We start from the raw sequence: 25,347 nt of genomic DNA, 5'->3' as shown, positions 1-25,347 counted from the left end.
CCGGTGCTGAGAGAGTTCAAGCTCCCCGACGTAGGCGAGGGCCTCACCGAGGCCGAGATCATCAAGTGGCACGTGGCCGCGGGTGACACGGTGGAGCTCAACCAGACCATCGTCGAGATCGAGACCGCCAAGGCCGTCGTCGAGCTTCCCTGTCCCTTCGAAGGCGTCGTCGGCAAGGTCATGGTCGCCGAGGGCCAGACGGTCGACGTCGGCACGCCGATCATCGCCGTGGACACCGGCGAAGGCGCGGACACCACCCGCGAGACGGCCCTGGCCGACGACATGGTGCCGGCCCCGCCGGCGGAGCCGGAAGGCGGCGAGCCCAAGCGCACGCCGGTGCTCGTCGGCTACGGCGTCAAGGCCGGCGCCACGACCCGCCGTCCCCGCCGTACCGGCTCGGCCCCGGCGCGCACCGCGCCACCCCCGGCCCCCGCGCGGCCCGCACCCCAGCCGGCCGTGCAGCCTGCCGTACAGCCCGCCGCACGCACCGGTGTGCTCGCCAAGCCGCCGGTGCGCAAGCTCGCCAGGGACCTCGGCGTGGACCTGACGGCCCTCACCGGCTCGGGCCCGCAGGGCTCCATCACCCGCGACGACGTGCACGCCGCCGCCGAGGCCCCCGCCGCACCCCCGCAGGTGCGAGCCGTCCCCGGCGAGCGTGACGAGCGCGTCCCGGTGAAGGGTGTGCGCAAGGCCACCGCCGCCGCCATGGTGACCTCGGCGTTCACCGCGCCGCACGTCACCGAGTGGCTCCAGGTCGACGTCACCGGCACCATGGACGCCGTGCGGCGCCTGCGCGAGCTGCCGGAGTTCGCCGAGGTCAAGGTCTCGCCGCTGCTGCTGGTCGCCAAGGCGCTGCTCACGGCGGTCCGCCGGCACCCGCTCATCAACTCCACCTGGGCCGGTGACGAGATCGTGGTGCACAACTACGTGAACCTCGGCATCGCCGCCGCCACACAGCGCGGGCTCGTGGTGCCGAACGTCAAGGACGCGCACGCCAAGACGCTGCCTGAGCTCGCCGCCGCGCTGGCCGCGCTCACCGAGACGGCGCGCGCCGGCCGTTCACAGCCGGCCGACCTGACCGGCGGCACCATCACCATCACCAACGTGGGGGTCTTCGGCGTGGACGCCGGCACCCCCATCATCAACCCCGGCGAGGCCGCGATCCTCGCCTTCGGCCAGATCCGCGACCTGCCGTGGGTCGTGGACGGCCAGATCGTCCCCCGCAAGGTCACCACGCTCGCCCTGTCCTTCGACCACCGCGTCGTGGACGGCGAGGTCGGCTCCTACGTGCTGCGCGACGTCGGCGCCATGCTCCAGGACCCGCTGCGCATGCTCGCCTGGGGCTGACCCCGGGCCCACGAGGGCCGGGGGACGCCGTCCCGGCCCTCACGTGTGCCCGTACGCTGTCGGCAGCCGTTCTAAGGAGACATCGTGTTTCGGCATGTCGTGATGTTCACGTGGATCGCGGGGACCACCGAGGAGCAGAAGACCGAGCTCGTGACCGAGCTGAGCAAGCTGCCGGGGGCGATCCCGGAGATCCGCAGCTACGAGATCGGTGCGGACGCGGGGATCAACCCGGGTAACCACGAGTTCGTGGTCGTCGCGGACTTCGACTCCGCCGACGACTACATCGCCTACCGGGACCACCCGGTGCACCGCGACGTGATCGAGCGCGCGATCAGGCCGATCATGGCGAGCCGTGCGGCGGTGCAGTACGAGCTCCAGGCGCTCGGGGAGCGGTAGACCGCCGGCCGGCCGGGACGGCGCCTAGATCGTCGGAGGATTGCGTTCGTGGTCCAGCAGGGAGTCCTCGGACGTCCGGCCGCGGCGGTTCATGAACACGATGCTCAGCAGCAGGCCGACACCGCCGACGACCATGAAGATGATGCCGATGACATTGATCTTCACCGCGCTGCCGAGCACGTCTGGCTCTATGGCGAATGTCAGGATCGCCCCGATGGTCAGGAAGAACATGCTGACCCCGATGCCCATGTAGTCCTCCGGGACTCGACGGTTCGGTAAAGAGCGCCTAGAGGCAGCGTAATACGCCGCCGCTTCGGCTCCCAGCACCGAATTCCCGGCATCCCCGACATTCCCCGCATTACCCGCATTCCCCGGCGCACACGGCGATCCGGCGCGGCGTGCAGCCGCCGCGCCGGATCGGTCGCCGCCGGGGGACGGCCTAGAAGGCGTCCTCCGGCAAATCCATCAGGCTCTGGTCGGTGGCGGCCGCGACGCGGCGCTCGGCGGCGAGGCGCGGCAGCACGGTCTGCGCGAAGAACGTCGCCGCGGCCACCTTGCCGGTGTAGAACGCGGTGTCCTTCGCCGGGCCCGCGAGGGCCTTCAGCGCCACCTCGGCCTGCCGCAGCAGGAGCCAGCCGATGACCAGGTCGCCGAGGGCCAGCAGGAACCTCGTGGTGTTCAGGCCCACCTTGTAGATCTCCGCGGGGCTCTCCATCGCCGAGATGGCCCAGCCCGCCATGGTGTCGGCCATCGCCTTGACGTCGTCGGCGGCCTCCTGCAGCAGGGCCCGCTCCTGCTTGAGCCTGCCGTTGCCGGCCTCGGAGCCGGCGAACGCCGTGATCTCGCCGAGCAGTGTGCCGAGCGCGACCCCCTGGTTGCGCAGGATCTTGCGGAAGAACAGGTCCTGGCCCTGGATCGCCGTGGTGCCTTCGTACAGCGAGTCGATCTTGGCGTCCCTGATGTACTGCTCGATCGGGTAGTCCTGCAGGTACCCCGAGCCGCCGAGCGTCTGCAGCGACCGAGCGAGCATCTCGTACGACCGCTCGGACCCGACACCCTTGACGACCGGCAGCAGCAGGTCGTTCATGGCCTCGGCCGCCGTGTCCTCGGTGCCGGCGGCCTCGGCGATCTGCACGGCGTCCTGGAAGGTCGCGGTGTACAGCACCAGGGCCCGCATGCCCTCGGCGTACGCCTTCTGCAGCATCAGCTCACGCCGCACGTCGGGGTGGCGGGTGATGGGGACGCGCGGCGCGGTCTTGTCGGCCATCTGCGCGAGGTCGGCCCCCTGCACGCGCTGCTTGGCGTACTCCAGTGCGTTGAGGTAGCCGGTGGACAGGGTGGCGATGGCCTTGGTGCCGACCATCATGCGCGCGTGCTCGATGACCATGAACATCTGCCGGATGCCGTCGTGCGCGTCCCCGACCAGCGTGCCGATCGCCGGGTGCTTCTCGCCGAAGGTCAGCTCGCAGGTGGTGGAGCCCTTGAGGCCCATCTTGTGCTCGACGTTGGTCACGTACGCGCCGTTGCGCTCGCCGAGCTCACCGGTCGCGAGGTCCACGTGGTACTTCGGCACGAGGAACATCGACAGGCCCTTGGTGCCGGGTCCCGCGCCTTCCGGCCGGGCCAGGACCAGGTGGAAGATGTTGTCCGACAGGTCGTGCTCGGCGCTGGTGATGAAGCGCTTGACCCCCTCGATGTGCCACGTGCCGTCCGGCTGCTGTACGGCGCGCGTGCGGCCCGCGCCGACGTCGGAGCCCGCGTCGGGCTCGGTGAGCACCATGGTGGCGGTCCAGCCGCGCTCGATGGCCAACTCGGCGAAGCGCTTCTGGTCGGGGGTGCCGACCCGATGCAGCACGTGCGCGAAGGCGGGGCCGCCGGCGTACAGCCACAGCGCGGGGTTGGCCCCGATCATCATCTCGGCGGCGGCCCAGGACACGCTGCGCGGCAGGCCGGGCCCGCCGAGTTCCTGCGGCACGTCGATGGCGGCCCACCCGGCGTCGCGCAGGGTCTCGAACGACCTGTGGAACCCCGGCGGCAGCGTCACCGTGTGGTTCACGGGGTCGAAGACCGGCGGCGTGCGGTCGCCTTCCTCGAACGAGTCGGCGAGCACTCCGGTGGCGAGCCGGTTCACCTCGTCGAGGATGGTCCCGACCGTCTCCTCGTCGACGTCGGCGAAGCGGCCCGTGCCGAGGATCTCCTGGCGTCCGAGCAACTCGAAGAGGTTGAACTCCAGGTCACGGACATTGCTCTTGTAGTGGCCCACGCTCGTCTCCTCCAGCCATCGCAGCCTACTGGCCAGTAACCTTACCCGCTTTCCTACTGGCTAGTAACCCCTGATGGTCCGGTGTACGGGAAGCTCACCTCCGCGTCCGGCCCGGCGGGCTCAGCGAATGAAACTTTCGCGGCGGCTTGCCAGACTTTCGTAGGACATATGAGTATTTGCCGGTGACCGACGGTGGGACGAAAACGGACCTGTCAGAAACCGCGGACGCCGCTCCCGTCACGGAGGCGGACGTCCAGCCGGGTGTCGAGGAGACCCCCAAGCGGTGGTGGCCGCCGAGATGGATGACCGACGCCGGCGACCGGCTGGCGCTGCTCATCTGGCTCGCATCGCACATCGGCTTTTTGATCTACATGTACCTGGCCGGCCCCGGCCGCACCACCGACCCGTTCCTCACCCGGCTCACCCGCTGGGACGCCGAGAACTTCATCGCCATCGCCGAGTACGGCTACGACGGCCCACCCGGCATGCAGGACGCCAGCAAGCTGCCGGCCTTCTTCCCCGGCATGTCGATCCTGATCAGAGCACTGAAGCCGATCATCGACGACGGCCGGCTGATCACCGTCCTGATCTCGCTGGTGGCGAGCGCCGTGGTGGCCGTCGCGATGTCCCGGCTGGCCGAGTCGTACTTCCCCGGCAGCGGCAGGTACGCCGTCGCGGCCCTGTTCCTCAGCCCCTTCGCCGCGTTCCTCCACACCGGCTACTCCGAGTCGCTCTTTCTCGCGCTCGCCATCCCCGCGTGGCTGTTCGCCAGGCGGGGCCGCTGGGAGGACGCCGCGGTGTGCGCCACCCTGGCGACGACCGTCCGCATCTCTGGCCTGTTCCTCGCGTTCGGCATCCTCGTCATGTTCCTGATCGCCGGGAACGGCCTGCGTGCGCGCGGCGGCGTGCGCCGCGCGCCGTGGCTGCTGCTGCCAGGCGTGCCGATCGTGATCTACACGATCTACCAGTGGAGCCGCACCGGGGACTGGCTGGCCTACAACACCGTCCAGGACCAGCACTGGGGCCGGCACGCCGTCTGGCCCTGGGAGGCCTTCCTCAACACCTGGAACATGTCCGACGACATCCCGACGCTCACCGTCTCCTACTACGAGGAGATGATCGCGGCGGCGGTGCTGCTGATCCTGGCGATCGTTCTGGCGTTCCGCCGCCGCTGGCCGGAACTGGCCTACCTGACCCCGCAGGTGCTGTCCTTCCTCACCCTGTCGAGCTTCTACCTGTCCATCGGCCGGGCCTCGCTGACCTGGTTCCCCCTGTGGATCGCCCTCGGCGCTATGGCCACCCGCAGACGCTGGGTCTGGTACCTGAGCCTCGGGATCATGATCCCCGTCATGGCGATCAACGTCGGCAACTTCACGACCGGCGCCTGGATCGGCTGACCGGCCGCCGCTACCGGGAGGGCCCGCCGCGCGCGGGCCCGTCCCCGTCCTCGGTGAAGAACACCTTCCCGGCCCGCCTCTGCGGCCCTTCCTTGATGAAGAACACCTTCCCTGACACCCCCACGGGTCCGTCCTTGGTGAAGAACACCCCTTCGCCCCCGTCCCCGAAGACCCGGACGACCGTCTCGGGCCGGTCGCCGCCGGGAAACACGCGGACCCCCATCGGCGTCCCCCCGACGTGCGTGACCACCACCGGCCCGACGCCGGGGCCGGGCCTGCCGCCACCTCCCGCCTTCCACGCGACGTACGCGGTCACCGGCAGCGCCGCGATCAGGACGAGCGTGACGCACATCGGCCGGCGCACCAGCACGAACACCGATCGCGCCACCCAACCAAGGATCTTGAACATCGGAGCATCCCTTTCTTCAGGCACGCCGCGAGAGGCGTGACGGTCGCGATTCGAAGGTCTGCGCACTCGCCGGCGCGGGCTCCGCTCGACGGGTGCGGTGCCGCCGTACGGTATCCACAAGCCCCGCCGTGCCGAGGGCCGCCGCCAGGCAGGCCACCGGGATCGCCGGCAGCACGTACCGGTGGTCGAAGTCCAGCACGGCCACCGGCCCCACCAGCAGGACCATCGCGGCGGCCCACGGCAGCAGCGCCGAACGCCGCACGATCGCGCCGAGCCCCCCGAGCAGCAGGATCACCGCGATCATCGGCCCCCGCACGTAGGCCGGGTACTGGTAGGCCATGAGGAACCCGGCGTACGGCTCGGCGGACCGCAGCGCTTGCACGCTCGGGCCGTAGTCCCGCCGCACGCGGCGCACCAGCGCGTCGTCACGCAGCGGCCACTCACCCCGGCTGAAGCCGAACGCCGGGGTGACCCGCTCGGGATGCCGGACCGGCGTCCACGGGAACGTCAGCGCGGTGTCACGCGCCACGGCACGCAGGTAGTCCAGCGGCTGGGCCACGATGGCGCGGATCGCGAACGACCGCGCGAGGTCGTTGTTGCCGTCCCGTCCACCCGGCATGCGGTTGAGCGACGCCGCCGGATCCCACACGTACTCCGACGCCGCGCTCTGGTACGCGCCGTTCGGACAGAGCGGCGCCTCCTCCGGCGGCGGCTTGATCACCGAGCAGTCGGCGAACGTCATGGTGCGGGCCCACAGCACCACGCCTTCCCCGCCGGCCAGGGTGAACCTGCCGTTCACTCCGGCGTTCCACGTGGCGTACGCGACCAGTGGCAGCGCCCCCGCGACCGCCACGGCGGCGAGCCGCCGCACCCCGAACCGCCGCACGGCGAGCAGAAGCAGCACCACGATCAGCACAGGCGCCGCGATCGTGCGGGTGAGCGCCGCGAGTGCCAGCGCCGCTCCGCCTGCGGCGCACATCCCCACCGGTGGCCGCCGTGACCACCCGAGCAGAGCGAGCCCCGCGACGACCAGGAAGAGGAAAAGCGTGTCGGACAGCACCGCGTGCTCCAGCCGCAGGAACGACGCGTCGAACAACCCCGGGACGGCGGCGAGCGCCGCACCCCAGGCCGGCAGCCCGTCGCGGCGCAGCACCGCGTAGATCATCAGGCCGATGCCGAGCCCCATCAGGTGCTGCACCCCGACGATGACCGTGACGTCACGCAACGGCCGCAGCAGCCACAGGAACAGGGGATAGCCGCTCGGGTGGAACCCGAGCGAGGGCCGGGGCCGCGCCGCGACGTCCAGGTAGCTGAACGAGTCGTACCAGTACAGCCACGCCGGGCTGTACCCCGCCATGGTGACGGCCCGCAGCACCGCGGCGAGCACCAGCAGCACAACTATCAGGCGGTGACGATCAATCACTGAGAGTAATCGTCTCGGCCATGGTGAAAGCATGCGAAGTCGATCCGTTCTGTCTGGCACGTCCCGTCACGGCGTGACGGGACAGAAGGCGTCCCTCCGGCGCGCCGTCCGCAGGCGGCGCGCCGGCGTCAGGACAGGTCAGCCCGTCGAGCTCGGCGTGACGGGGAACTGGTAGATCTCACCCGGCAGGGCCTCGCGCGCCAGCCACAGCGTGCCTGTGCCTCGGTAGCCGGCCCTGATCAGCATGCCGATCGGACACTCCTCGTCCCTGCAGAACGCCGCCGGCAGGGGGGCGACGTCGCGACTGTCGGGGACGTGCCATGAGGCCGGGGTGTATCGGGTGAACATCAGCGAGCCGCCGCGCACGACGACGATCTGACCCACCGAGCCGGGCCGGCTCGGCACCACGACCATGGTGACCGGCACGCCGCGCTCGGCGAGCTCACGGTCGTACGTCCGCCGGTCGGCGAAGACGTCCTTGACGACGACGCTGAAGTACACACCTCTCCTGTGGATCTCCAGCGCGTCGGCGGGCTGAGGGCCGGGGCCGAGGCCGCCTGGCATGACCCACGTCAGCAGGACGACCGCCACGGTGAGCGGCGCGAGGACCCACTGACGGGTCAGCGGCAGCAGGCGGGCCAGGCGGTCCGCCAGACCTTGGCGCACCCCCGCGGGAGGCGCCGAGGTGATCTCGTCGAGCAGTTCCCTGGCGCCTGGCGTGAGGCCGGGGCCCGCACCCCGTGCGATGGAGCCGACCAGACGGTCGATGTCGGCTGTCCTCATTGTTGCCCCTTCACGAGCGCGGCGGCCCGCGGGCCGTACCGGGTCAGGTCGAGCTGCGCGGCCTGCAGTTCGGCGGCCAGGCGCTTGCGTGCGCGGTGCAGCCGGACGCGTACCGCGCCCCGCGAGCAGCCGAGCACGGTGGCGATCTGCGCCGTGTCCAGGCCCTCCCAGCTCACCAGCGACAACAACTCACGGTCGTCGGGGGAGAGCCGCCGGAACGCCACCCGGATCGCGCCGGTGTCCTCGGCCGGCGCGTCCTCCTCCCAGGCGGACAGCTCCTCACGGAGCCGGGACGCGAGCGCCGTGCGCCGCGAGGCCCCGCGCCGCTGGTTGGCGAGCACGCGCCGTGCCACGCCGTACAGCCACAGCCGTGCGCGTTCCCCTTCCGGCACGTCGGAGAGGCGGCGCCAGGCCGTCGTGAACGTCTCGGCGAGCGCGTCCGCGGCGTCGTCGGCCGACTCGGTGCGCCGCCGGACGTACCCGAGGAGATCCGCGTAGTGCGCGGTGTACATCGCCTCGAAACGCTTCCGGGGGTCGGGTGGTCCCACTCCGCTGTCCTTCCGCTGGGGAGCGTGCGGCCGCTCTCCTCCATGCGTGTCCGGATGCCGCGAAGTGTTTCAAGCGAAGTGTCCGAGGCGGATAAAACGGTGTGCCGGCGACGCGCGAGAGCCCGCTCCCGGCGTGCGGGAACGGGCTCTCCTCGTGAAGGACGTCAGCGCGCGTTCGCGGCCCTCCCCCGGATCGCGAACGTGATCAGACCCGCCGCGAGGTACACCAGCGCGCCTCCCCACAGCGCGTCGAGGGCCGCTCCGAACACCCCCTCGTGGTCGAAGACGAGCTGGACCGGGTACATCAGCACCGCCGCGCCGACGCCGGGGTACAGCGAGAAGCGCCACGGGTGCCGCAGCGACCACACGCGGGCCTGCCGGGTGACCCGGTCCCCGAGGTCGGGCCTGCTCACCGCGCCGACGGCCGCGACGATGGCGAACAGGCTGACCCCGAGGCACAGGGCCCAGCTGACATCGGGCTCCCCGCCGATGAACCCGAGCACCACACTGATCGCCGCGGCGCCCCCACCGGTGATCGCCGCTTTCTTCCATGGCGCGCCACGCAGGGCGGCGCCGGCGAGCGACATCTCGTCGCGCCGAGTCAGTTCTTCCTTCATGCCTCAACAGTGCACTCGCGGGCCACTCCGGCGCATCGGGGGCGAACCCTGATTTCCTCTCCGGGGCCGGCACCGGCCGGGGTCAGGGCCGTCGATAGCCTTCGGTCATGTCTGTGACCTTCCGCGCCGCGCGCCGCGAGGACGTCCCCCTGATCGTGAGCATGCTGGCGGACGACGCGCTCGGGGCCCGTCGTGAAGGCGACCCGCGAGACGAGGTCTACCTGGCGGCCTTCGAGGCCATCGACGCCGACCCGCGGCAGGAACTGGTCGTCGCCGAGCACGACGGGACGGTGGCCGGCACGATGCAGATCACCTACATCCCCGGCCTGTCACGCAGAGGGGCTGAGCGCGCGCTCATCGAGGCCGTCCGTGTCCACGCCGCCATGCGGGGCCAGGGGCTCGGCCGTGCCATGATGCGCTGGGCCGTGGAACGCGCACGCGAACGCGGCTGCCGCATGGTGCAGCTCACCAGCGACAAGGCACGCGCCGACGCGCACCGCTTCTACACCTCGCTCGGCTTCGTCGACTCCCACGTGGGGTTCAAGCTGACGCTGTGACGCCGGCGCCGTCCTCCGGCGCGACCTCCACCAGGTTGTCGTGGTACACGGCGCCGCGGCCCATGTCGGCGTCGCGCTCGTCCACCAGCACGTTGGCGTTGACCCCGCCGGGGCTGAGCTTCGGCCAGTGGCCCTTCGGCGTCATGACCACCCCCGGCGCCACCCGGTCGCTGATCTCCAGCTCGGCGGCCATCTCGCCGTTGTCGTTGAACACCCGCACGCGTGCCCCGTCACGCAGCCCGCGGTCGGCGGCGTCCTTCTCGTTGACCAGGACCTTCGGCGTCCCGGCGCGGCGGGTCAGCTCGGGGTTGTTGCCGAAGATCGTGTTGAGGAACGTGTGCGACGCCGGAGTGATCAAGGCGAGCCGGTACGGCCCGGCGGCCCGCGCGGTGAACGGCTCGACGTACGCCTCACCCGGCCCGGGGAACTCCAGCCTCCCCGACGCCGTGGGGAACCCCTCGGTGAACGGCACGAACGGGTCGGGTACGTTGAGCCGCACCCACCCCTCGGCACGCAGCCGCTCCACGGTGACCCCCTCAAGGTAGGGGTGGCCGCCGGACAGCAACTCCCTGGCGATGTCCAGATCGGAGTCGTACAGCGACGGGTCCGTGAGGCCGAGGCGCCGCGCCACCCGGCGGAACGTCTCGGTCGTGGACAGGCACTCACCCGGCGGCGGCACGGCCGGTTCGTTCCACATCAGGTACATGTGGCCGTACCCGGCGTGCAGGTCGGTGTGCTCGAACTGCATGGTGGCCGGCAGCACGATGTCGGCGTAGTCCACGGTGTCGGTGGGGAACTGCTCCATGACCACGGTGAACAGATCGTCCCTCAGCAGGCCGCGGCGCACACGGTTCTGGTCGGACGTGCTCCCCATCGGGTTGGCCGCGTACACCCACAGGCACTTGACCGGGTCGGCCGTGTCCTCCAGCCCTTCGGCGAGCCGCGTCATGGTCAGCGTGCGCACCGGCCCGGCAGGAAGCAGGCCGGGCCGGGTGTCGGCCTGGATCGGCACGTGAGCGCTGGTGGAGTACGAGACGCCGCCGCCGGGGTGCCGCCAGTCGCCGGTGACCCCCGCGATGGCGGCGATGGTGCGCAGCGCGGTGCCGCCGCCGCGGTGCCGCTGCAGGCCCATCGTGGCGCGGATGCCGGTCGGCCGGGTGTGCGCGAGACGCCTGCCGAGCGCGCGGATGTCCTTGGCCGGGATGCCGGTGATCTCCTCGGCCACCTCAGGCGGATACCGGCGGATCTCCCGCTCGAAGCCGTCCCACCCCTTGGTGTGCCGGTCCAGATAGTCCTGGTCCTGCGCGTCTTCGTCCAGCACCACGTGCAGCAGCGCGAGCGCCAGCGCCGCGTCGGTGCCCGGCCGGATCGCCAGGTGCTCGTCGCACTGGTCGGCGGTCCGCGTCCTGATCGGGTCGATCGCCACCACGTGCGCGCCGTCCGCTCGCGCGCGCTGCACGAACTTCCACAGGTGGTGGCCACTGGTCAGGGTGTTGGTGCCCCACAGCAGGATCAGCCGCGACAGGGCGAACGTCTCGGGGTCCATGCCGCCGGGGGTGCCGTTGGTGATCCGCAGCCCCGTGTTGCCGGCCCGCGAGCAGATGTTCAGGTCGTGGAAGGACGCGCCGAGCGCGTTCCACAGCCGGCGTCCCGCCTGGCCGGTCTCCCCCTGGATGTAGCCGAGCGTCCCGGTCCCCTGGTAGGGCCAGATGGCCTCGCCGCCGTGCTCGGCGACGATGGCGGTGAGCCGTTCCGCGATCTCGTCGAGCGCCTCGTCCCACGTGACGCGCTCGAACCGTCCCGAGCCCTTGGGGCCGGTCCTGCGCATCGGGTACAGGATGCGGTCGGCGGCCTTGCTGTGCTCGACGTAACGATTGACCTTCACGCACAACGAGCCCCGGGTGTACGGCTGGTCGGGGTTGCCTCGCAGGCGCACCGCCTCGCCGTCCCGGACCGTGACCACCCAGGAGCAGGTGTCCGGGCAGTCCAGGGGACAGGCGCCGAGGACGTTCAACTCTGCGGTCATGGATAGACGGTACATAGCGGTGTCCGGCGGCAGGGAAGGGGTGCCGGGGTCACGGGCCGGTGGCGAGTGGTTTTCCGGCTGGGTCCTTACCTGGGTGCGCGCCGTAGAGTGTCAGCCAATGGCCGAGGTACACCGGTTCAGCCGGAGATCGCGCGCCATGCCAGGGGGGTTCGTAGAGTCAATCATGATTAGCGGTGGGATAGACCTTATGACCGGATGTGTGGGTAGACACGGGCGGTGACCGAGATCACGGAACGGGACGAGGCGGACAGGACCGCGGGGGACCAGTCCTCGGTGGGCTCCTCGGTGGGCTCCGTGGCGGGCTCCGTCGCGCTCACCTCCGGCGACGTCCCCGCCACGTCCGCCGGCTCCGCCGAGGACACCTCAGGCGAACGTCCTGACGGTCCGGAGGAGACCGGCGGCCCGCCACCCGGCCGTGCCTTCGGCGAGGCCCCCGTGGTGGTGGTCGAGCCGCTGCTGCCTCAGCGCATCCGCCGCTCGTCCGACGCGCTGCGGTTCCTCGGCACGCTCGGCGCGCTCGCCGGGGTCGTACTGCTGGCCCTGGTCGCCAAGCAGACACTCAACGGCCTGGAGCAGGACGTCACCGACGGCACCAGCCGCGCACCCGACCTGCTGATCGGCGTCGCGGGGTTCCTCGCCGGCGCCGCGGTGCTCGCCGTGCCGGCCGCCTTCGCCGTGGAGCGCGTCTTCCACCGCGACGGCGTGCGCGTCGCCGAGGGCCTGATCGCGGCCATCATCGGCATGCTCGGCTCGTTCGTGCTCGGCGAGTGGCTCGCCGTAGCGGGGCCCGACGACCTGCGGATCCTGCTGACCGGCGACCGCACAGGGGTCGAGCCGATCAACACCCTGCTCACCTCCGTCGTGGCCTACGTCACCGCCGTGCGCCTGTCCCGCCGTCCCACCTGGCGCGGCCTGATGTGGATGGCCATCGCGCTCGACGTCTTCGCGCTGTTCACCGCTGCCGAGGCCACCGTGCTCGGCGTCTTCGTCACCTACCTCGTCGGTCTCGCCGTCGGATACGCCACCTTGTACGTCGTCGGCAGCCCCAACCCCCGGCCTCCCGGCGGCACCGTCGTCACCGCGCTGCGCCGCCTCGGCTTCGTCCCCGCCAAGGCCCACCGCGTCGCCGACGACGCACAGGGCAGCCGCAGGTACGTCGTGGTCACGACCGACGACCGCCGCCTCGACGTCACCGTGCTCGACCGGGACCGCCAGGTCTCCGGGGTCCTCTACCGGCTGTGGCGCCGCATCCGGCTCAACTCCGAGACCCGGCGCCGTGCCATCCGCTCCCTGCGCGCCGAGCTGGAACGCGAGGCCCTCATGGCGTACGCCGCGCAGGCCGCGGGGGTGCGCACCCCGAGGCTCGTCGGCACCAGCGAGATCGGCACCGAGGCCGCGCTGCTGGCGTACGAGCACCTCGACACGCGTCAGATCGCGGACGTGCCGGACGACGAGCTGACCGACGAGCTGCTCGTCAAGGTCTGGAAGCAGGTCGAGCTGCTCCAGGCGCACCGGCTCGCGCACCGCAGGCTCACCGGCGACAGCATCCACGTCGACGCCGACGGCGAGGTCGTGCTCATGGACGCGCGCAGCGGCGAGATCGCCGCCGGCGACCTGCTGCTGCGCCTGGACGTCGCGCAGCTCCTCACCTACCTGTCGCTGCGGGTCGGCCCCCGGCGTTCCGTGGCGAGCGCCGAGCGTGTCATCCCCAAGCAGGCCCTCGCCGGCGCGCTGCCACTGCTCCAGCGCATCGCGCTGACCCGCGGCACCCGCGCCGAGGTGACGCGCGACAAGGAACTCCTGCCGGAACTGCGCGAACAGATCCTCGCGCTCACCACACAGGTGCAGGTCGAGGAGGTGCGGCTGGAGCGGTTCCAGCCGCGCACCCTCGTCACGATCATCGCGAGCGCGCTCGCCGCGTACTTCCTGCTGTCCCAGCTCAGCCGCGTCAACCTCCTGCAGGTCATCTCGACCGCCAAGTGGGGCTGGGGCGGGGTCGCGCTCGGCGCCGCCATGCTCAGCTACCTCGCCGCCGCGCTCATGCTGCGCGGCTTCGTACCGGAACGACTGCCACTCGGCCGCACCGTGCTCGCGCAGTTCGCCGGCTCGTTCGTCAAGCTGGTCGCACCCGCGGCGGTGAGCGGCGTCGCCATCAACTCCCGCTACCTGCAAAAACGCGGCATAGCCCCCGGTCTCGCCGTCGCCAGCGTCGGGGCCTCGCAGCTCGTCGGGCTCGGCTGCCACATCGTGCTCCTGCTGCTGTTCGGCTACATCACCGGCAGCAGGGCCGCGCCGTCGCTCAGTCCCTCACGCGGCCTCGTCATCGTGCTGCTGTCCGCGGCCGTGCTCGTGCTGATCGTTCTCGCCGTGCCTCAGCTGCGGCGCATGCTCACCGCACGCGTCAGGCCGCTGTTCTCCGGCGTCATGCCGCGGCTGCTCGACGTGCTCCAGTCACCCCGCAAGCTCATCGAAGGGCTCAGCGGCACGCTCCTGCTGACCTTCGCCTTCGTGGTCTGCCTGGACGCCTGCGTGCGCGCCTTCGGCGAGTCGCTCAGCTTCACCGCCGTCGCCATCGTGTTCCTCGCCGGCAACGCCATCGGATCGGCCGCACCCACCCCCGGCGGGCTCGGCGCGGTCGAGGCGTCCCTGTCGCTCGGCCTCACCCTGTCCGGGCTGCCGGGCACCGTCGCCACGTCCGCCGTGCTGCTGTTCCGGCTGCTGACCTTCTGGCTCCCTGTGCTCCCCGGCTGGGCCTCGTTCGCCTGGCTCCAGCGCCACGAGGCCCTTTAGCGCTCGTCACACCAGCGGCGCACCCGGCTGCGCGATCTCCTTCTCGATGGCGGCCAGCTCGTCGGGGGAGAACTCCAGGTTGTCCACCGCGGCGACGTTGTCCTCAAGCTGCCGCACACCGCTCGCGCCGATCAGCACCGACGTGACCCGGCGGTCACGCAGGGCCCACGCGAGCGCCATCTGCGCCAGCGACTGGCCGCGGCCCGCGGCGACGTCGTTCAGCGCGCGCACCCGGCGCAACACGTCGTCGGTGAGCTGCGCCGGCCGCAGGAACCGCTCCTTGGCCGCACGCGAGTCCTCCGGGATCCCACCGAGGTAACGATCGGTCAGGATGCCCTGCGCCAGCGGAGAGAACGGGATGCAGCCCGCGCCGACCTCCTCCAGCACGTCGAGCAGGCCGTCCTCGATCCAGCGGTCGAACATCGAGTACCGGGGCTGGTGGATGAGCAGCGGCGTCCCCATCTCGCGCAGCAGCCGCGCCGCCTGCCTGGTCTGCTCAGGCGAGTAGTTGGAGATACCCGCGTACAGCGCGCGGCCCGACCGCACGGCCGTGTCCAGCGCACCCATCGTCTCCTCGAGCGGAGTGTCGGGGTCGGGACGGTGGCTGTAGAAGATGTCGACGTAGTCGAGACCCATGCGGCCCAACGACTGGTCCAGGCTCGCGAGCACGTACTTGCGCGAACCCCACTCGCCGTACGGGCCGGGCCACATGTCGTACCCGGCCTTGGTCGAGATGATCAGCTCGTCGCGGTACGGACGGAAGTCCTGCGCGAAGATCGTGCCGAAGTTGCGCTCCGCCGTGCCGGCCGGCGGGCCGTAGTTGTTGGCCAGGTCGAAGTGCGTCACCCCGAGGTCGAACGCACGCCGCAGCGTGGCCCGCTGCGTCTCGATCGGCTTGTCGTCCCCGAAGTTGTGCCAGAGCCCGAGCGACACCGCCGGGAGCTTCAGCCCGCTCCGTCCCGACCGGTTGTAGGGCTGCCTGCCGTAGCGCTCGTCCGCCGCCGTGTACGTCACTTCGTCTCTCCCGTGTCCGCCGATCCCGCGCGGTCGAGTATCCACGCCAGGGTGAAGGCCTCCTCACGCCAGGCGTCGTACCTGCCGCTGCGGCCGCCGTGACCGGCCCCCATCTCGGTCTTGAGCAGGAACGGGCCACCACCGGCCGTGGCACGCAGCCGGGCCACCCACTTGGCCGGCTCATGGTAGAGAACGCGGGTGTCGTTCAGGCTGGTGATGGCCAGAATCGGGGGATACTCCCGGTCGTCGACGTTCTCGTACGGCGTGTACGACTTCATGTACGCGTAGACATCGGCGTTGTGCAGAGGGTCGCCCCATTCGTCCCACTCGATCACCGTGAGCGGCAGCGTCGGGTCGAGGATCGTGTTCAACGCGTCGACGAACGGCACCTCGGCCACCACACCGGCGAACACCTCAGGCGCGAGGTTGACCACGGCCCCCATGAGCAGCCCACCGGCCGAACCACCTCGCGCCACGACCGGCCCCGACCAGCCGGCCTCCTTCATGTGCCGCGCCACCGCCACGAAGTCGGTGAACGTGTTCTTCTTACGCAGCAGCTTGCCGTCCTCGTACCACTGGCGGCCCATCTCGCCGCCGCCGCGCACATGAGCGATGGCGAACACGAGACCCCGGTCGAGCAGGCTGAGCCTGGCCACGGAGAACGACGGGTCGATCGACGTCTCATAACTACCGTATCCGTACAGAACGGTCGGCGCTGGGCCCGTCGTCCCCTTCCGGCGCACGATCGAGACCGGCACCTTGGTGCCGTCCTCCGCCACGGCCCAGTCGCGGAACTGCTCGTAGTCGTCAGAGTCGTAACCACCGAGCACGGCGCGGCGCTTCAGCAGGATCAGCTCGTTCGAGGCGAGGTCGTAGTCGTACACCGAAGGCGGCGTGACCATGGAGGTGTACGCCAGCCGCAACCTGCTCGTCTGGAACTCGGGATTCCCCGCCGGCGCCGCGCTGTGGATCGCCTCGGGGAATTCGATCTCGTACGCCGCGCCGCCTTGCGGCAGCACCCGGATGCCGGTGAGGCCGTCCCTGCGGAAGTACACCGCCGCATGACCGGCGAACGCCTGCACGTCGAGCAGCCGCGTGTCCTCGCGGTGCTCGATGAGAGGCGTCCAGGTCGCCGGGTCGTCGACGGGGGCCGTGGCCAGCTCGAAGTTGCGCGCGCCTTCGTTGTGCAGCACGAAGAAGTGGCCGTCCGCGTGGTCGAGCGAGTACTCGACCCCGGTGACCCGGGGCCGCACGACCCGGAACTCACCGGTGGGGAACTCCGCGTCGAGGATGCGGACCTCACTGGTGATCTTGCTGCCGGCACCCAGCACGAGGAAACGCTCACTGCGGGTCAGCCCGATGCCGACCCAGAACCGCTCGTCGGTCTCCTCGTAGACCAGCACGTCGTCGCCGGCCGGCGTGCCGACGATGTGGCGGTGCACACGGTACGGCCGCCACGCCTCGTCGATCGTGGTGTAGAAGAACGCGGTGCCGTCCGCCGACCAGGCGCCACCGTAGAAGACATCGGGGATCTCGTCCGGAAGGATCTCGCCGGAGTCGAGGTCACGGAACCTCAGCGTGAAGCGCTCGTTGCCGCTGAAGTCGGTCGAATAGGCCAGCAGCCGAGCGTCCGGGGACACCGACGTCGTGCCGACCGCGAAGAACGGACTGTCGCCGGCGAGCTCGTTGCCGTCCACCAGCACCTGCTCACCGTCGAGCGGCTTGCCGGGGGTGAGCTCGGGCGGCGACTCCGACAGCGCCGGCAGGCGGCACTGGATGCCGTACTGCTTGCCCTCCTCGGTACGGGAGTAGTACCACCACCCGCCCTTGCGGGTCGGCACCGACAGGTCGGTCTCCTGGGTGCGGCTCTTGATCTCCTGGAAGACGTCCTCCTGAAGATCCGCGAGATGACCCGTGACGGCCTGCGTGTACGCGTTCTCCGCTTCGAGGTAGGTGATGGTGTCCGCGTCGTCCTTGACGGTCAGCCAAGAGTACTCGTCGATCACGGTGTCGCCGTGATGCGTGCGCTCGGCCGGAACCTTCTTCGCCACCGGAGGCGTGTCGCTGCTCACCTGGCCGAGTCTATGACCCGGCAGGACGACCTGATCAGCACGCTGATGCCGAAGTGTGCACCGCCACGCCGGAAGGCTGCTAATCTTGATTCGTCGGCACAGCCCGGCACCACCCCACACCAGCCGCGAAAGCGGATCTGGCACGGGTGTGCCCGGGGTCCGACAACCACCCCGTGAAAGATCTTCCTGGTTCGGCTTGTTCTTCGGGTCGGGTTCGGGTAAGTTTGCAGGGTTGCTCTGAGTCAGAGCGGCCACATGCTAGCGGGTTGGCTGGGGTGGAAGTCAAGGCGGCGGGTTTGCCTCCGATTTGCTTCGCCTCTGGCCCCGTGGTTAGGCTTGTGGAACAAGGAAAAACGAACCGCCCCGGCGGGGCCGGACTTCACGGTCTGGTTCGCGGCCGGTGTACGCGTCCGTTTCTTGAGAACTCAACAGTGTGCTAAAAGCCAGTGCATGAAGTTCATGCATAACCCCGTCCCCTAGGGGTTGCTTCCGTTCTTTGTGGCGGGGGTGCCTGGGGATGGTTTCCTTTGATGAGGGGTCCCTCTTTTAGCGGGGGGGATCTTTCGCTGGGGTTTACTTTTTCAGACATTGTTTGGAGAGTTTGATCCTGGCTCAGGACGAACGCTGGCGGCGTGCTTAACACATGCAAGTCGAGCGGAAAGGCCCTTCGGGGTACTCGAGCGGCGAACGGGTGAGTAACACGTGAGTAACCTGCCCCTGACTTCGGGATAAGCCTGGGAAACCGGGTCTAATACCGGATATGACCTGCCACTGCATGGTGTGTGGGTGGAAAGTTTTTTCGGTTGGGGATGGGCTCGCGGCCTATCAGCTTGTTGGTGGGGTAGTGGCCTACCAAGGCGACGACGGGTAGCCGGCCTGAGAGGGCGACCGGCCACACTGGGACTGAGACACGGCCCAGACTCCTACGGGAGGCAGCAGTGGGGAATCTTGCGCAATGGGCGGAAGCCTGACGCAGCGACGCCGCGTGGGGGATGACGGCCTTCGGGTTGTAAACCTCTTTCAGCAGGGACGAAGTTGACGTGTACCTGTAGAAGAAGCGCCGGCTAACTACGTGCCAGCAGCCGCGGTAATACGTAGGGCGCGAGCGTTGTCCGGAATTATTGGGCGTAAAGAGCTCGTAGGTGGCTTGTCGCGTCTGCCGTGAAAGCCCATGGCTTAACTGTGGGTCTGCGGTGGATACGGGCTGGCTAGAGGTAGGTAGGGGCAAGCGGAATTCCTGGTGTAGCGGTGAAATGCGCAGATATCAGGAGGAACACCGGTGGCGAAGGCGGCTTGCTGGGCCTTACCTGACGCTGAGGAGCGAAAGCGTGGGGAGCGAACAGGATTAGATACCCTGGTAGTCCACGCTGTAAACGTTGGGCGCTAGGTGTGGGGTCCTTCCACGGGTTCCGTGCCGTAGCTAACGCATTAAGCGCCCCGCCTGGGGAGTACGGCCGCAAGGCTAAAACTCAAAGGAATTGACGGGGGCCCGCACAAGCGGCGGAGCATGTTGCTTAATTCGACGCAACGCGAAGAACCTTACCAAGGCTTGACATTCATCGGTAACATCCGGAGACGGGTGCCCCCTTTTGGGCCGGTGGACAGGTGGTGCATGGCTGTCGTCAGCTCGTGTCGTGAGATGTTGGGTTAAGTCCCGCAACGAGCGCAACCCTTGTTCCATGTTGCCAGCACGCCTCTAGGGGTGGTGGGGACTCATGGGAGACTGCCGGGGTCAACTCGGAGGAAGGTGGGGATGACGTCAAGTCATCATGCCCCTTATGTCTTGGGCTGCAAACATGCTACAATGGCCGGTACAGAGGGTTGCGATGCCGTGAGGCGGAGCGAATCCCGTAAAGCCGGTCTCAGTTCGGATTGGGGTCTGCAACTCGACCCCATGAAGTCGGAGTCGCTAGTAATCGCAGATCAGCAACGCTGCGGTGAATACGTTCCCGGGCCTTGTACACACCGCCCGTCACGTCACGAAAGTCGGCAACACCCGAAGCCCGTGGCCCAACCCACTTGTGGGGGGGAGCGGTCGAAGGTGGGGCCGGCGATTGGGACGAAGTCGTAACAAGGTAGCCGTACCGGAAGGTGCGGCTGGATCACCTCCTTTCTAAGGAGCACCGATCCCTACCCCACCCCCCGGCCGGGTGACCGGCCGGAACCACGGAGTGCGGGTGAGGGGATCCAGCTGGTGTCGGTGAGCGTACGTCTCACCCACCGGCACGCTCATTAGTGGAGCACTGGCTACTCCGGTCACCAGGCCGGCCTGGTTCAGGTAGTACCGCCACCTCAGACCTTCGCGGGTCGGGGTGGAGTGGGAGTCCTGACGCAGGGGGTCTGGGGGTTGGAGCACACTGTTGGGTCCTGAGGAAACGGACCGTTGGACGCGCCCCGCGACCTGATCCCTGTCACGCACGTTGGTGTGTGAGTGGGTGTGGAAGCGGGGTGTGCTTCGACAGGAGTGTTTTCTCGTCTGCGGGACCGTCCGCCTGTCATACCGGCCTGGTGTCTGTGGTGGTGGTGACCTGGTTCGTCTGGGTTGTTGCTTCACGGCGTGGGTGTTTGGTGACGGTGTTGGTGCGGTTGTCTCGTTTGTTGTTTGTGAATTGCATAGTGGACGCGAGCATCTTTTGTGGCCAAGTTTTTTAGGGCACACGGTGGATGCCTTGGCATCAGGAGCCGATGAAGGACGTGGGAGGCTGCGTTAAGCCTCGGGGAGTCGCCAACCAGACGTTGATCCGGGGATGTCCGAATGGGGAAACCTGGCACCAGTCATGTGGTGTCGCCGCCGTCTGAATGTATAGGGCGGTTGGTGGTAACGCGGGGAAGTGAAACATCTCAGTACCCGTAGGAGAAGAAAACAATAGTGATTCCGTGAGTAGTGGTGAGCGAAAGCGGAGGAGGCTAAACCGGGCGCGTGTGATAGCCGGCGGGCGTTGCGTGTCCGGGGTTGTGGGACCTTGCTTGCAGTTTCTGCCGGGGCTGCGGGGAGTGATAAATCTGTGGGGTAGCCGAGCCTGCTGGGATGCAGGGCCGTAGACCGTGATAGCCGGGTAGGCGAAACTTTGCAGACTTCCTTGTGGGTGTTCCCAAGTAGCACGGGGCTCGAGGAATCCTGTGTGAATCTGCCAGGACCACCTGGTAAGCCTGAATACTTCCTGATGACCGATAGTGGACCAGTACCGTGAGGGAAAGGTGAAAAGCGCCCCGGTGAGGGGTCGTGAAATAGTACCTGAAACCGTGTGCCTACAAGCCGTGGGAGCGTAATCCGCCTTCGGGTGGGTTGTGATGTGACCGCGTGCCTTTTGAAGAATGAGCCTGCGAGTCATGGTGTGTGGCGAGGTTAACCCGTGTGGGGGAGCCGTAGCGAAAGCGAGTCTGAATAGGGCGTTTTTAGTCGCATGCTGTGGACCCGAAGCGGAGTGATCTACGCATGGGCAGGTTGAAGCGCGGGTAAGACCGTGTGGAGGACCGAACCCACCAGGGTTGAAAACCTGGGGGATGATCTGTGTGTAGGGGTGAAAGGCCAATCAAACTCCGTGATAGCTGGTTCTCCCCGAAATGCATTTAGGTGCAGCGTTGCGTGGTCCTTGCCGGAGGTAGAGCACTGGTTGGCTGATGGGCCTTACCGGGTTACTGACGTCAGCCAAACTCCGAATGCCGGTGAAGTGTAGCGTGGCAGTGAGACTGCGGGGGATAAGCTTCGTAGTCGAGAGGGAAACAGCCCAGATCGCCGACTAAGGCCCCTAAGGGTGTGCTAAGTGGGAAAGGATGTGGAGTCGCAGTGACAACCAGGAGGTTGGCTTAGAAGCAGCCATCCTTGAAAGAGTGCGTAATAGCTCACTGGTCAAGTGATTCCGCGCCGACAATGTAGCGGGGCTCAAGCACACCGCCGAAGTCGCGGCACTGTGTGTGATCTTGTATCGCATGTGGTGGGTAGGGGAGCGTCGTGCGTGCTGTGAAGCGTTCTGGTGATGGGGCGTGGAGTGCGTGCGAGTGAGAATGCAGGCATGAGTAGCGATTCGAGGGTGGGAAACCCTCGCGCCGAATGACCAAGGGTTCCTGGGGCAGGCTGATCCGCCCAGGGTAAGTCGGGGCCTAAGGCGAGGCCGACAGGCGTAGTCGATGGATGACGGGTTGATATTCCCGTACCCGCGGGTTCGCGCCAATACTGAGGCCGGTGATACTAAGACTTGCCTGATCCATTTCCGGCTTCGGCTGGGGTGGTGAGGGGGGTTGGCCTGATCTGGTAGTAGGTAAGCGATGGGGTGACACAGGAGGGTAGCCCAGCCCAGGCGATGGTTGTTCCTGGGGTAAGCATGTAGGGATGGAGCGCAGGTAAATCCGTGTTCCCGTTAGGAAGTCCTGAGATGTGATGCCGAGCCGATTGTGGCGAAGTGGGTGATCCCATGCTGTCGAGAAAAGCCTCTAGCGAGTGGACCGGCGGCCCGTACCCTAAACCGACTCAGGTGGTCAGGTAGAGAATACCGAGGCGATCGGGTGAACTGTGGTTAAGGAACTCGGCAAATTGCCCCCGTAACTTCGGGAGAAGGGGGGCCTCTGCTGGTGATGATACTTGCTGTCTGAGCTGGTGGGGGTCGCAGTGGCCAGGGGGAAGCGACTGTTTACTAAAAACACAGGTCCGTGCGAAGTCGTAAGACGATGTATACGGACTGACGCCTGCCCGGTGCCGGAACGTTAAGGGGACCGCTCAACTCAGATTCGTCTGGGTGAAGGTGAGAACTTAAGCGCCGGTAAACGGCGGTGGTAACTATAACCATCCTAAGGTAGCGAAATTCCTTGTCGGGTAAGTTCCGACCTGCACGAATGGCGTAACGACTTCCCCGCTGTCTCAACCGCAGACCCGGCGAAATTGCAGTACGAGTAAAGATGCTCGTTACGCGCAGCAGGACGGAAAGACCCCGGGACCTTCACTACAGCTTGACATTGGTGTTTGGGACGGCTTGTGTAGGATAGGTGGGAGACGGTGAAGCTGTCACGCTAGTGGTGGTGGAGTCATTGGTGAAATACCACTCTGGTCGTTTTGGATGCCTGAACCCGCGCCCGTGGATCCGGGTGGGGGACAGTGTCTGGTGGGTAGTTTAACTGGGGCGGTTGCCTCCTAAAGAGTAACGGAGGCGCCCAAAGGTTCCCTCAGCCTGGTTGGCAATCAGGTGGTGAGTGTAAGTGCACAAGGGGGCTTGACTGTGAGACCGACGGGTCGAGCAGGAGCGAAAGCTGGGACTAGTGATCCGGCGCCGGCGTGTGGAAGCGGTGTCGCTCAACGGCTAAAAGGTACCCCGGGGATAACAGGCTGATCTTCCCCAAGAGTCCATATCGACGGGATGGTTTGGCACCTCGATGTCGGCTCGTCGCATCCTGGGGCTGGAGTAGGTCCCAAGGGTTGGGCTGTTCGCCCATTAAAGCGGTACGCGAGCTGGGTTTAGAACGTCGCGAGACAGTTCGGTCCCTATCCGCTGCGCGCGCAGGAGACTTGAAAGGAGCTGTCCCTAGTACGAGAGGACCGGGACGGACGAACCTCTGGTGTGCCAGTTGTACCGCCAGGTGCATGGCTGGTTGGCTACGTTCGGCAGGGATAACCGCTGAAAGCATCTAAGCGGGAAGCTCGCCTTGAGATGAGGTCTCCCACCCCGTTGTGGGGGTAAGGCTCCCAGGAGATGACTGGGTTGATAGGCCGGAGGTGTACACGCTGTAAGGCGCCCAGCCGACCGGTACTAATAGGCCGAGGACTTGACCACAAAACTTTTATCCGACCTTGCATGCTGCAGTTGCTGTGTGTGTGTTTGGTTGGGTGATGCTCGCGTCCACTGTGTGACTCAGAGACAACAAACCCCCCGCAGGGGTGGTGGTTGTTTCATGGGGTTACGGCGGTCATAGCGGATGGGAAACACCCGGTTACATTCCGAACCCGGAAGTTAAGCTGTCCAGCGCCGATGGTACTGCACCGGGGACGGTGTGGGAGAGTAGGACACCGCCGGACAAACATTCACAGCACACTGCTGCTGTCACGATAAAGCCGCTCAGGCACTGCCTGGGCGGCTTTTCGCGTTCCCGGGGAGATCCGCTTTGTGCCGGGGTTCCCGCGCGGGCTGTGGGGGTTGTCCTGCCGGCGATGCTGGTGGGGGAGGGGTGGCGGCGTTGGTGTGGTGCTGGCGTTGGTGTTGGGGTGGTTGCCGGGGGGCTGGCCGCTCGCGGAGGTGTGGGGTGGCTGTGGTGGGCCGGTTGGCCGTCGTAGGGTGGCGCCGGGTTCGCCGACCTGCGTCCCGCCGTCGCGGCGCCGAACAACGGCGATCATCGTGATGGGTGAGTGGGTCGGCGATCATGCTGATGTAGTGAGCCGGTCGGCAGACCTCGTGACGAGGTGAGCCGGTCGGCAGTCATCGTGACGAAGTGAGCGGGCCGGCCGTCCTGTGATGGGATGAGCCGATCGGCAGTCATGCTGATGGGGTGAGTAGGCCAGTGGTCATCATGATGGGGTGATCAGACCGGCAGCCATCGTGATGGGGTGAGCGGGTCGACGGTCATACGGGTCGACGGTCATGCTGGTGGGGTGAGTGGCCGGCGGTCATCGTAATGAGGTGAGTGAGCCGGCAGTCATGCTGATGGGGTGAGCCGGGATGTCGATGAGGATGTCGATGAGGTGGGTGGGGTAGCGGGTTGGGGTGAGTGGGGTGATGGCAGGGGTGAGTGCGGTAGTGAGTGGGGGTGACGTGCTTTAAGTGGCTTGCAATTAGATGTGTAGATCTCCGGACCAGACTGTGGTTGCAGGGCCGCTCAGGAGGGTTCGGGGAGGTGCGTAGGTGGTGTGGATCTCGCCTCCGCGCTCCGACAGCTGTGCGGCCACCAGGGTGTCTTCGCCTAGTTTGGTGGACCAGTACGGAGAGAGCATGCAATGGGCCGAGCCGGTTACCGGGTCTTCTGGGACGCCGACTTTCGGCGCGAAGAAGCGGGACACGTAGTCGAGGTCTTTCGATGTGGCGCGAGCGGTGACGCAGACGGCGCGTGCGTCGATGCCGGTCAGCGCCGGGATGTCGGGGGTGAGGTCGCGGACGGCCTGCTCGGATTCCAGCTCCACCAACAGGTCCAGGACACCCTTGCCGACCCACACAGGGGTCGCGCCGAGGGCTTGCTCCAGGCCCTCGGGAACGGGGACCTCGGACGGCGGGTAGGCGGGAAAATCCATCGAGATAAATCCGTTATCAAGCATTTTTGTGGTGAGGATTCCACTTCGGGTGGAAAATTCGATGGCACCGGCGGCGGCGCCTGTGGAATAAAGGACATGGGCCGCGGCCATCGTCGCGTGGCCGCACAAATCGACTTCCGTGGCCGGGGTGAACCACCGCAGACCGTAGGGGTGCCCCTGTTCGCGGGGGTCGACGAAGGCCGTCTCGGAGTGCCGCAACTCTCTGGCCAGGGACTGCATCCACTCGTCGGATCGCGAGGATTCCAGCAGGCAGACCCCCGCCGGGTTACCCTTGAAGGGCCGGTCGGTGAACGAATCAACGGTGAAGATACGCATGCTGACGATCCTATCGATCCCCTGATAACCGGTCGAAACGGCCGAGAAATCCGTGCAAAATCAAAAGCATCGGGCGTGTCGCGCAGCCGCAGGCGGCATGTCGGTTACGGTCATTTGTGTCGGGGAACGGCGAAAGCGGCC

16 protein-coding genes and 3 rRNA genes are annotated in these 25,347 nt (G+C 67.6%); 8 read left to right on the top strand and 11 right to left on the bottom strand.

Annotated elements, in window-relative coordinates; translation table 11 throughout:
* The first annotated feature begins 3 nt into the window (after positions 1–3).
* Both BJ992_RS30530 and BJ992_RS30525 read left to right on the top strand, forming a co-directional pair.
* A complete protein-coding gene (locus BJ992_RS30530; protein ID WP_184986870.1) occupies positions 4–1,347 on the top strand; it encodes a 2-oxo acid dehydrogenase subunit E2 in 1,344 nt (447 codons plus the stop codon).
* 84 nt (positions 1,348–1,431) lie between these two features.
* Positions 1,432–1,743 carry a Dabb family protein gene (locus BJ992_RS30525; protein ID WP_184986868.1) on the top strand — a complete coding sequence of 104 codons (312 nt, stop codon included), beginning with the start codon at positions 1,432–1,434 and terminating at the stop codon, positions 1,741–1,743.
* 24 nt (positions 1,744–1,767) lie between these two features.
* Here the strand turns inward: BJ992_RS30525 and BJ992_RS30520 are convergent, their stop codons facing one another.
* Both BJ992_RS30520 and BJ992_RS30515 read right to left on the bottom strand, forming a co-directional pair.
* Positions 1,768–1,992, bottom strand: coding sequence for a DUF6458 family protein (locus BJ992_RS30520; protein WP_184986866.1), 225 nt, complete (start codon positions 1,990–1,992; stop codon positions 1,768–1,770).
* Positions 1,993–2,182: 190 nt separating this feature from the next.
* Entirely contained in the window at positions 2,183–4,006 is a 1,824-nt protein-coding gene (locus BJ992_RS30515; protein WP_184986865.1) for an acyl-CoA dehydrogenase C-terminal domain-containing protein, read from the bottom strand.
* Between the two features lie 182 nt (positions 4,007–4,188).
* Between BJ992_RS30515 and BJ992_RS30510 the strand changes: the two genes are divergently transcribed.
* A complete protein-coding gene (locus BJ992_RS30510; protein ID WP_184986863.1) occupies positions 4,189–5,403 on the top strand; it encodes a mannosyltransferase family protein in 1,215 nt (404 codons plus the stop codon).
* Between the two features lie 10 nt (positions 5,404–5,413).
* Here the strand turns inward: BJ992_RS30510 and BJ992_RS30505 are convergent, their stop codons facing one another.
* From BJ992_RS30505 to BJ992_RS30485, 5 genes are all read right to left on the bottom strand, one after another.
* Entirely contained in the window at positions 5,414–5,812 is a 399-nt protein-coding gene (locus tag BJ992_RS30505; RefSeq protein WP_184986861.1) for a hypothetical protein, read from the bottom strand.
* Between the two features lie 16 nt (positions 5,813–5,828).
* Positions 5,829–7,235, bottom strand: coding sequence for a phospholipid carrier-dependent glycosyltransferase (locus BJ992_RS30500; RefSeq protein WP_184986859.1), 1,407 nt, complete (start codon positions 7,233–7,235; stop codon positions 5,829–5,831).
* A gap of 138 nt (positions 7,236–7,373) precedes the next feature.
* Entirely contained in the window at positions 7,374–8,018 is a 645-nt protein-coding gene (locus tag BJ992_RS30495; protein ID WP_184986857.1) for a hypothetical protein, read from the bottom strand.
* The gene (locus BJ992_RS30490; protein WP_184986855.1) at positions 8,015–8,566 is read right to left on the bottom strand and encodes a sigma-70 family RNA polymerase sigma factor; all 552 of its coding nucleotides are present in this window, start codon (positions 8,564–8,566) and stop codon (positions 8,015–8,017) included. The genes BJ992_RS30495 and BJ992_RS30490 overlap by 4 nt, the downstream gene beginning before the upstream one ends.
* A 164-nt stretch (positions 8,567–8,730) precedes the next feature.
* A complete protein-coding gene (locus BJ992_RS30485; RefSeq protein ID WP_184986853.1) occupies positions 8,731–9,183 on the bottom strand; it encodes a hypothetical protein in 453 nt (150 codons plus the stop codon).
* 107 nt (positions 9,184–9,290) lie between these two features.
* On the opposite strand from BJ992_RS30485, the gene BJ992_RS30480 reads away from it, so the two are divergent.
* Complete coding sequence (locus BJ992_RS30480; protein ID WP_184986851.1) at positions 9,291–9,740, top strand: GNAT family N-acetyltransferase; 450 nt, start codon at positions 9,291–9,293, stop codon at positions 9,738–9,740.
* Here BJ992_RS30480 and BJ992_RS30475 read toward each other — a convergent pair.
* Positions 9,724–11,766, bottom strand: coding sequence for a molybdopterin-containing oxidoreductase family protein (locus tag BJ992_RS30475; protein WP_184986849.1), 2,043 nt, complete (start codon positions 11,764–11,766; stop codon positions 9,724–9,726). The two genes, BJ992_RS30480 and BJ992_RS30475, sit on opposite strands and share 17 nt — an antisense overlap.
* A 237-nt stretch (positions 11,767–12,003) precedes the next feature.
* Between BJ992_RS30475 and BJ992_RS30470 the strand changes: the two genes are divergently transcribed.
* Positions 12,004–14,577, top strand: coding sequence for a lysylphosphatidylglycerol synthase transmembrane domain-containing protein (locus tag BJ992_RS30470; RefSeq protein ID WP_343072940.1), 2,574 nt, complete (start codon positions 12,004–12,006; stop codon positions 14,575–14,577).
* Positions 14,578–14,583: 6 nt separating this feature from the next.
* On the opposite strand, the gene mgrA is transcribed toward BJ992_RS30470, so the two are convergent.
* Entirely contained in the window at positions 14,584–15,591 is a 1,008-nt protein-coding gene (mgrA, locus tag BJ992_RS30465; protein WP_184986847.1) for an L-glyceraldehyde 3-phosphate reductase, read from the bottom strand.
* Positions 15,588–17,663, bottom strand: coding sequence for a prolyl oligopeptidase family serine peptidase (locus tag BJ992_RS30460; RefSeq protein ID WP_184986845.1), 2,076 nt, complete (start codon positions 17,661–17,663; stop codon positions 15,588–15,590). The genes mgrA and BJ992_RS30460 overlap by 4 nt, the downstream gene beginning before the upstream one ends.
* 589 nt (positions 17,664–18,252) lie before the next feature.
* Between BJ992_RS30460 and BJ992_RS30455 the strand changes: the two genes are divergently transcribed.
* From BJ992_RS30455 to rrf, 3 genes are all read left to right on the top strand, one after another.
* Positions 18,253–19,776: ribosomal RNA gene (locus BJ992_RS30455) — 16S ribosomal RNA — on the top strand.
* Positions 19,777–20,300: 524 nt separating this feature from the next.
* Positions 20,301–23,425: ribosomal RNA gene (locus BJ992_RS30450) — 23S ribosomal RNA — on the top strand.
* Positions 23,426–23,550: 125 nt separating this feature from the next.
* Positions 23,551–23,667 (top strand): 5S ribosomal RNA (rrf, locus tag BJ992_RS30445).
* Together the 16S, 23S and 5S rRNA genes form the textbook arrangement of a ribosomal RNA operon.
* Before the next feature lie 750 nt (positions 23,668–24,417).
* Here the strand turns inward: rrf and BJ992_RS30440 are convergent.
* Positions 24,418–25,206: a PhzF family phenazine biosynthesis protein gene (locus BJ992_RS30440; protein ID WP_184986844.1), complete on the bottom strand. Its 789-nt coding sequence runs from the start codon at positions 25,204–25,206 to the stop codon at positions 24,418–24,420.
* Between the last annotated feature and the right edge of the window lie 141 nt (positions 25,207–25,347).

The sequence above is a fragment of the Sphaerisporangium rubeum genome, from assembly GCF_014207705.1.
Taxonomy (GTDB): domain Bacteria; phylum Actinomycetota; class Actinomycetes; order Streptosporangiales; family Streptosporangiaceae; genus Sphaerisporangium; species Sphaerisporangium rubeum.
Note: the sequence above shows the minus strand (reverse complement) of the source record. Positions and strands in the feature narration are given on the sequence as shown.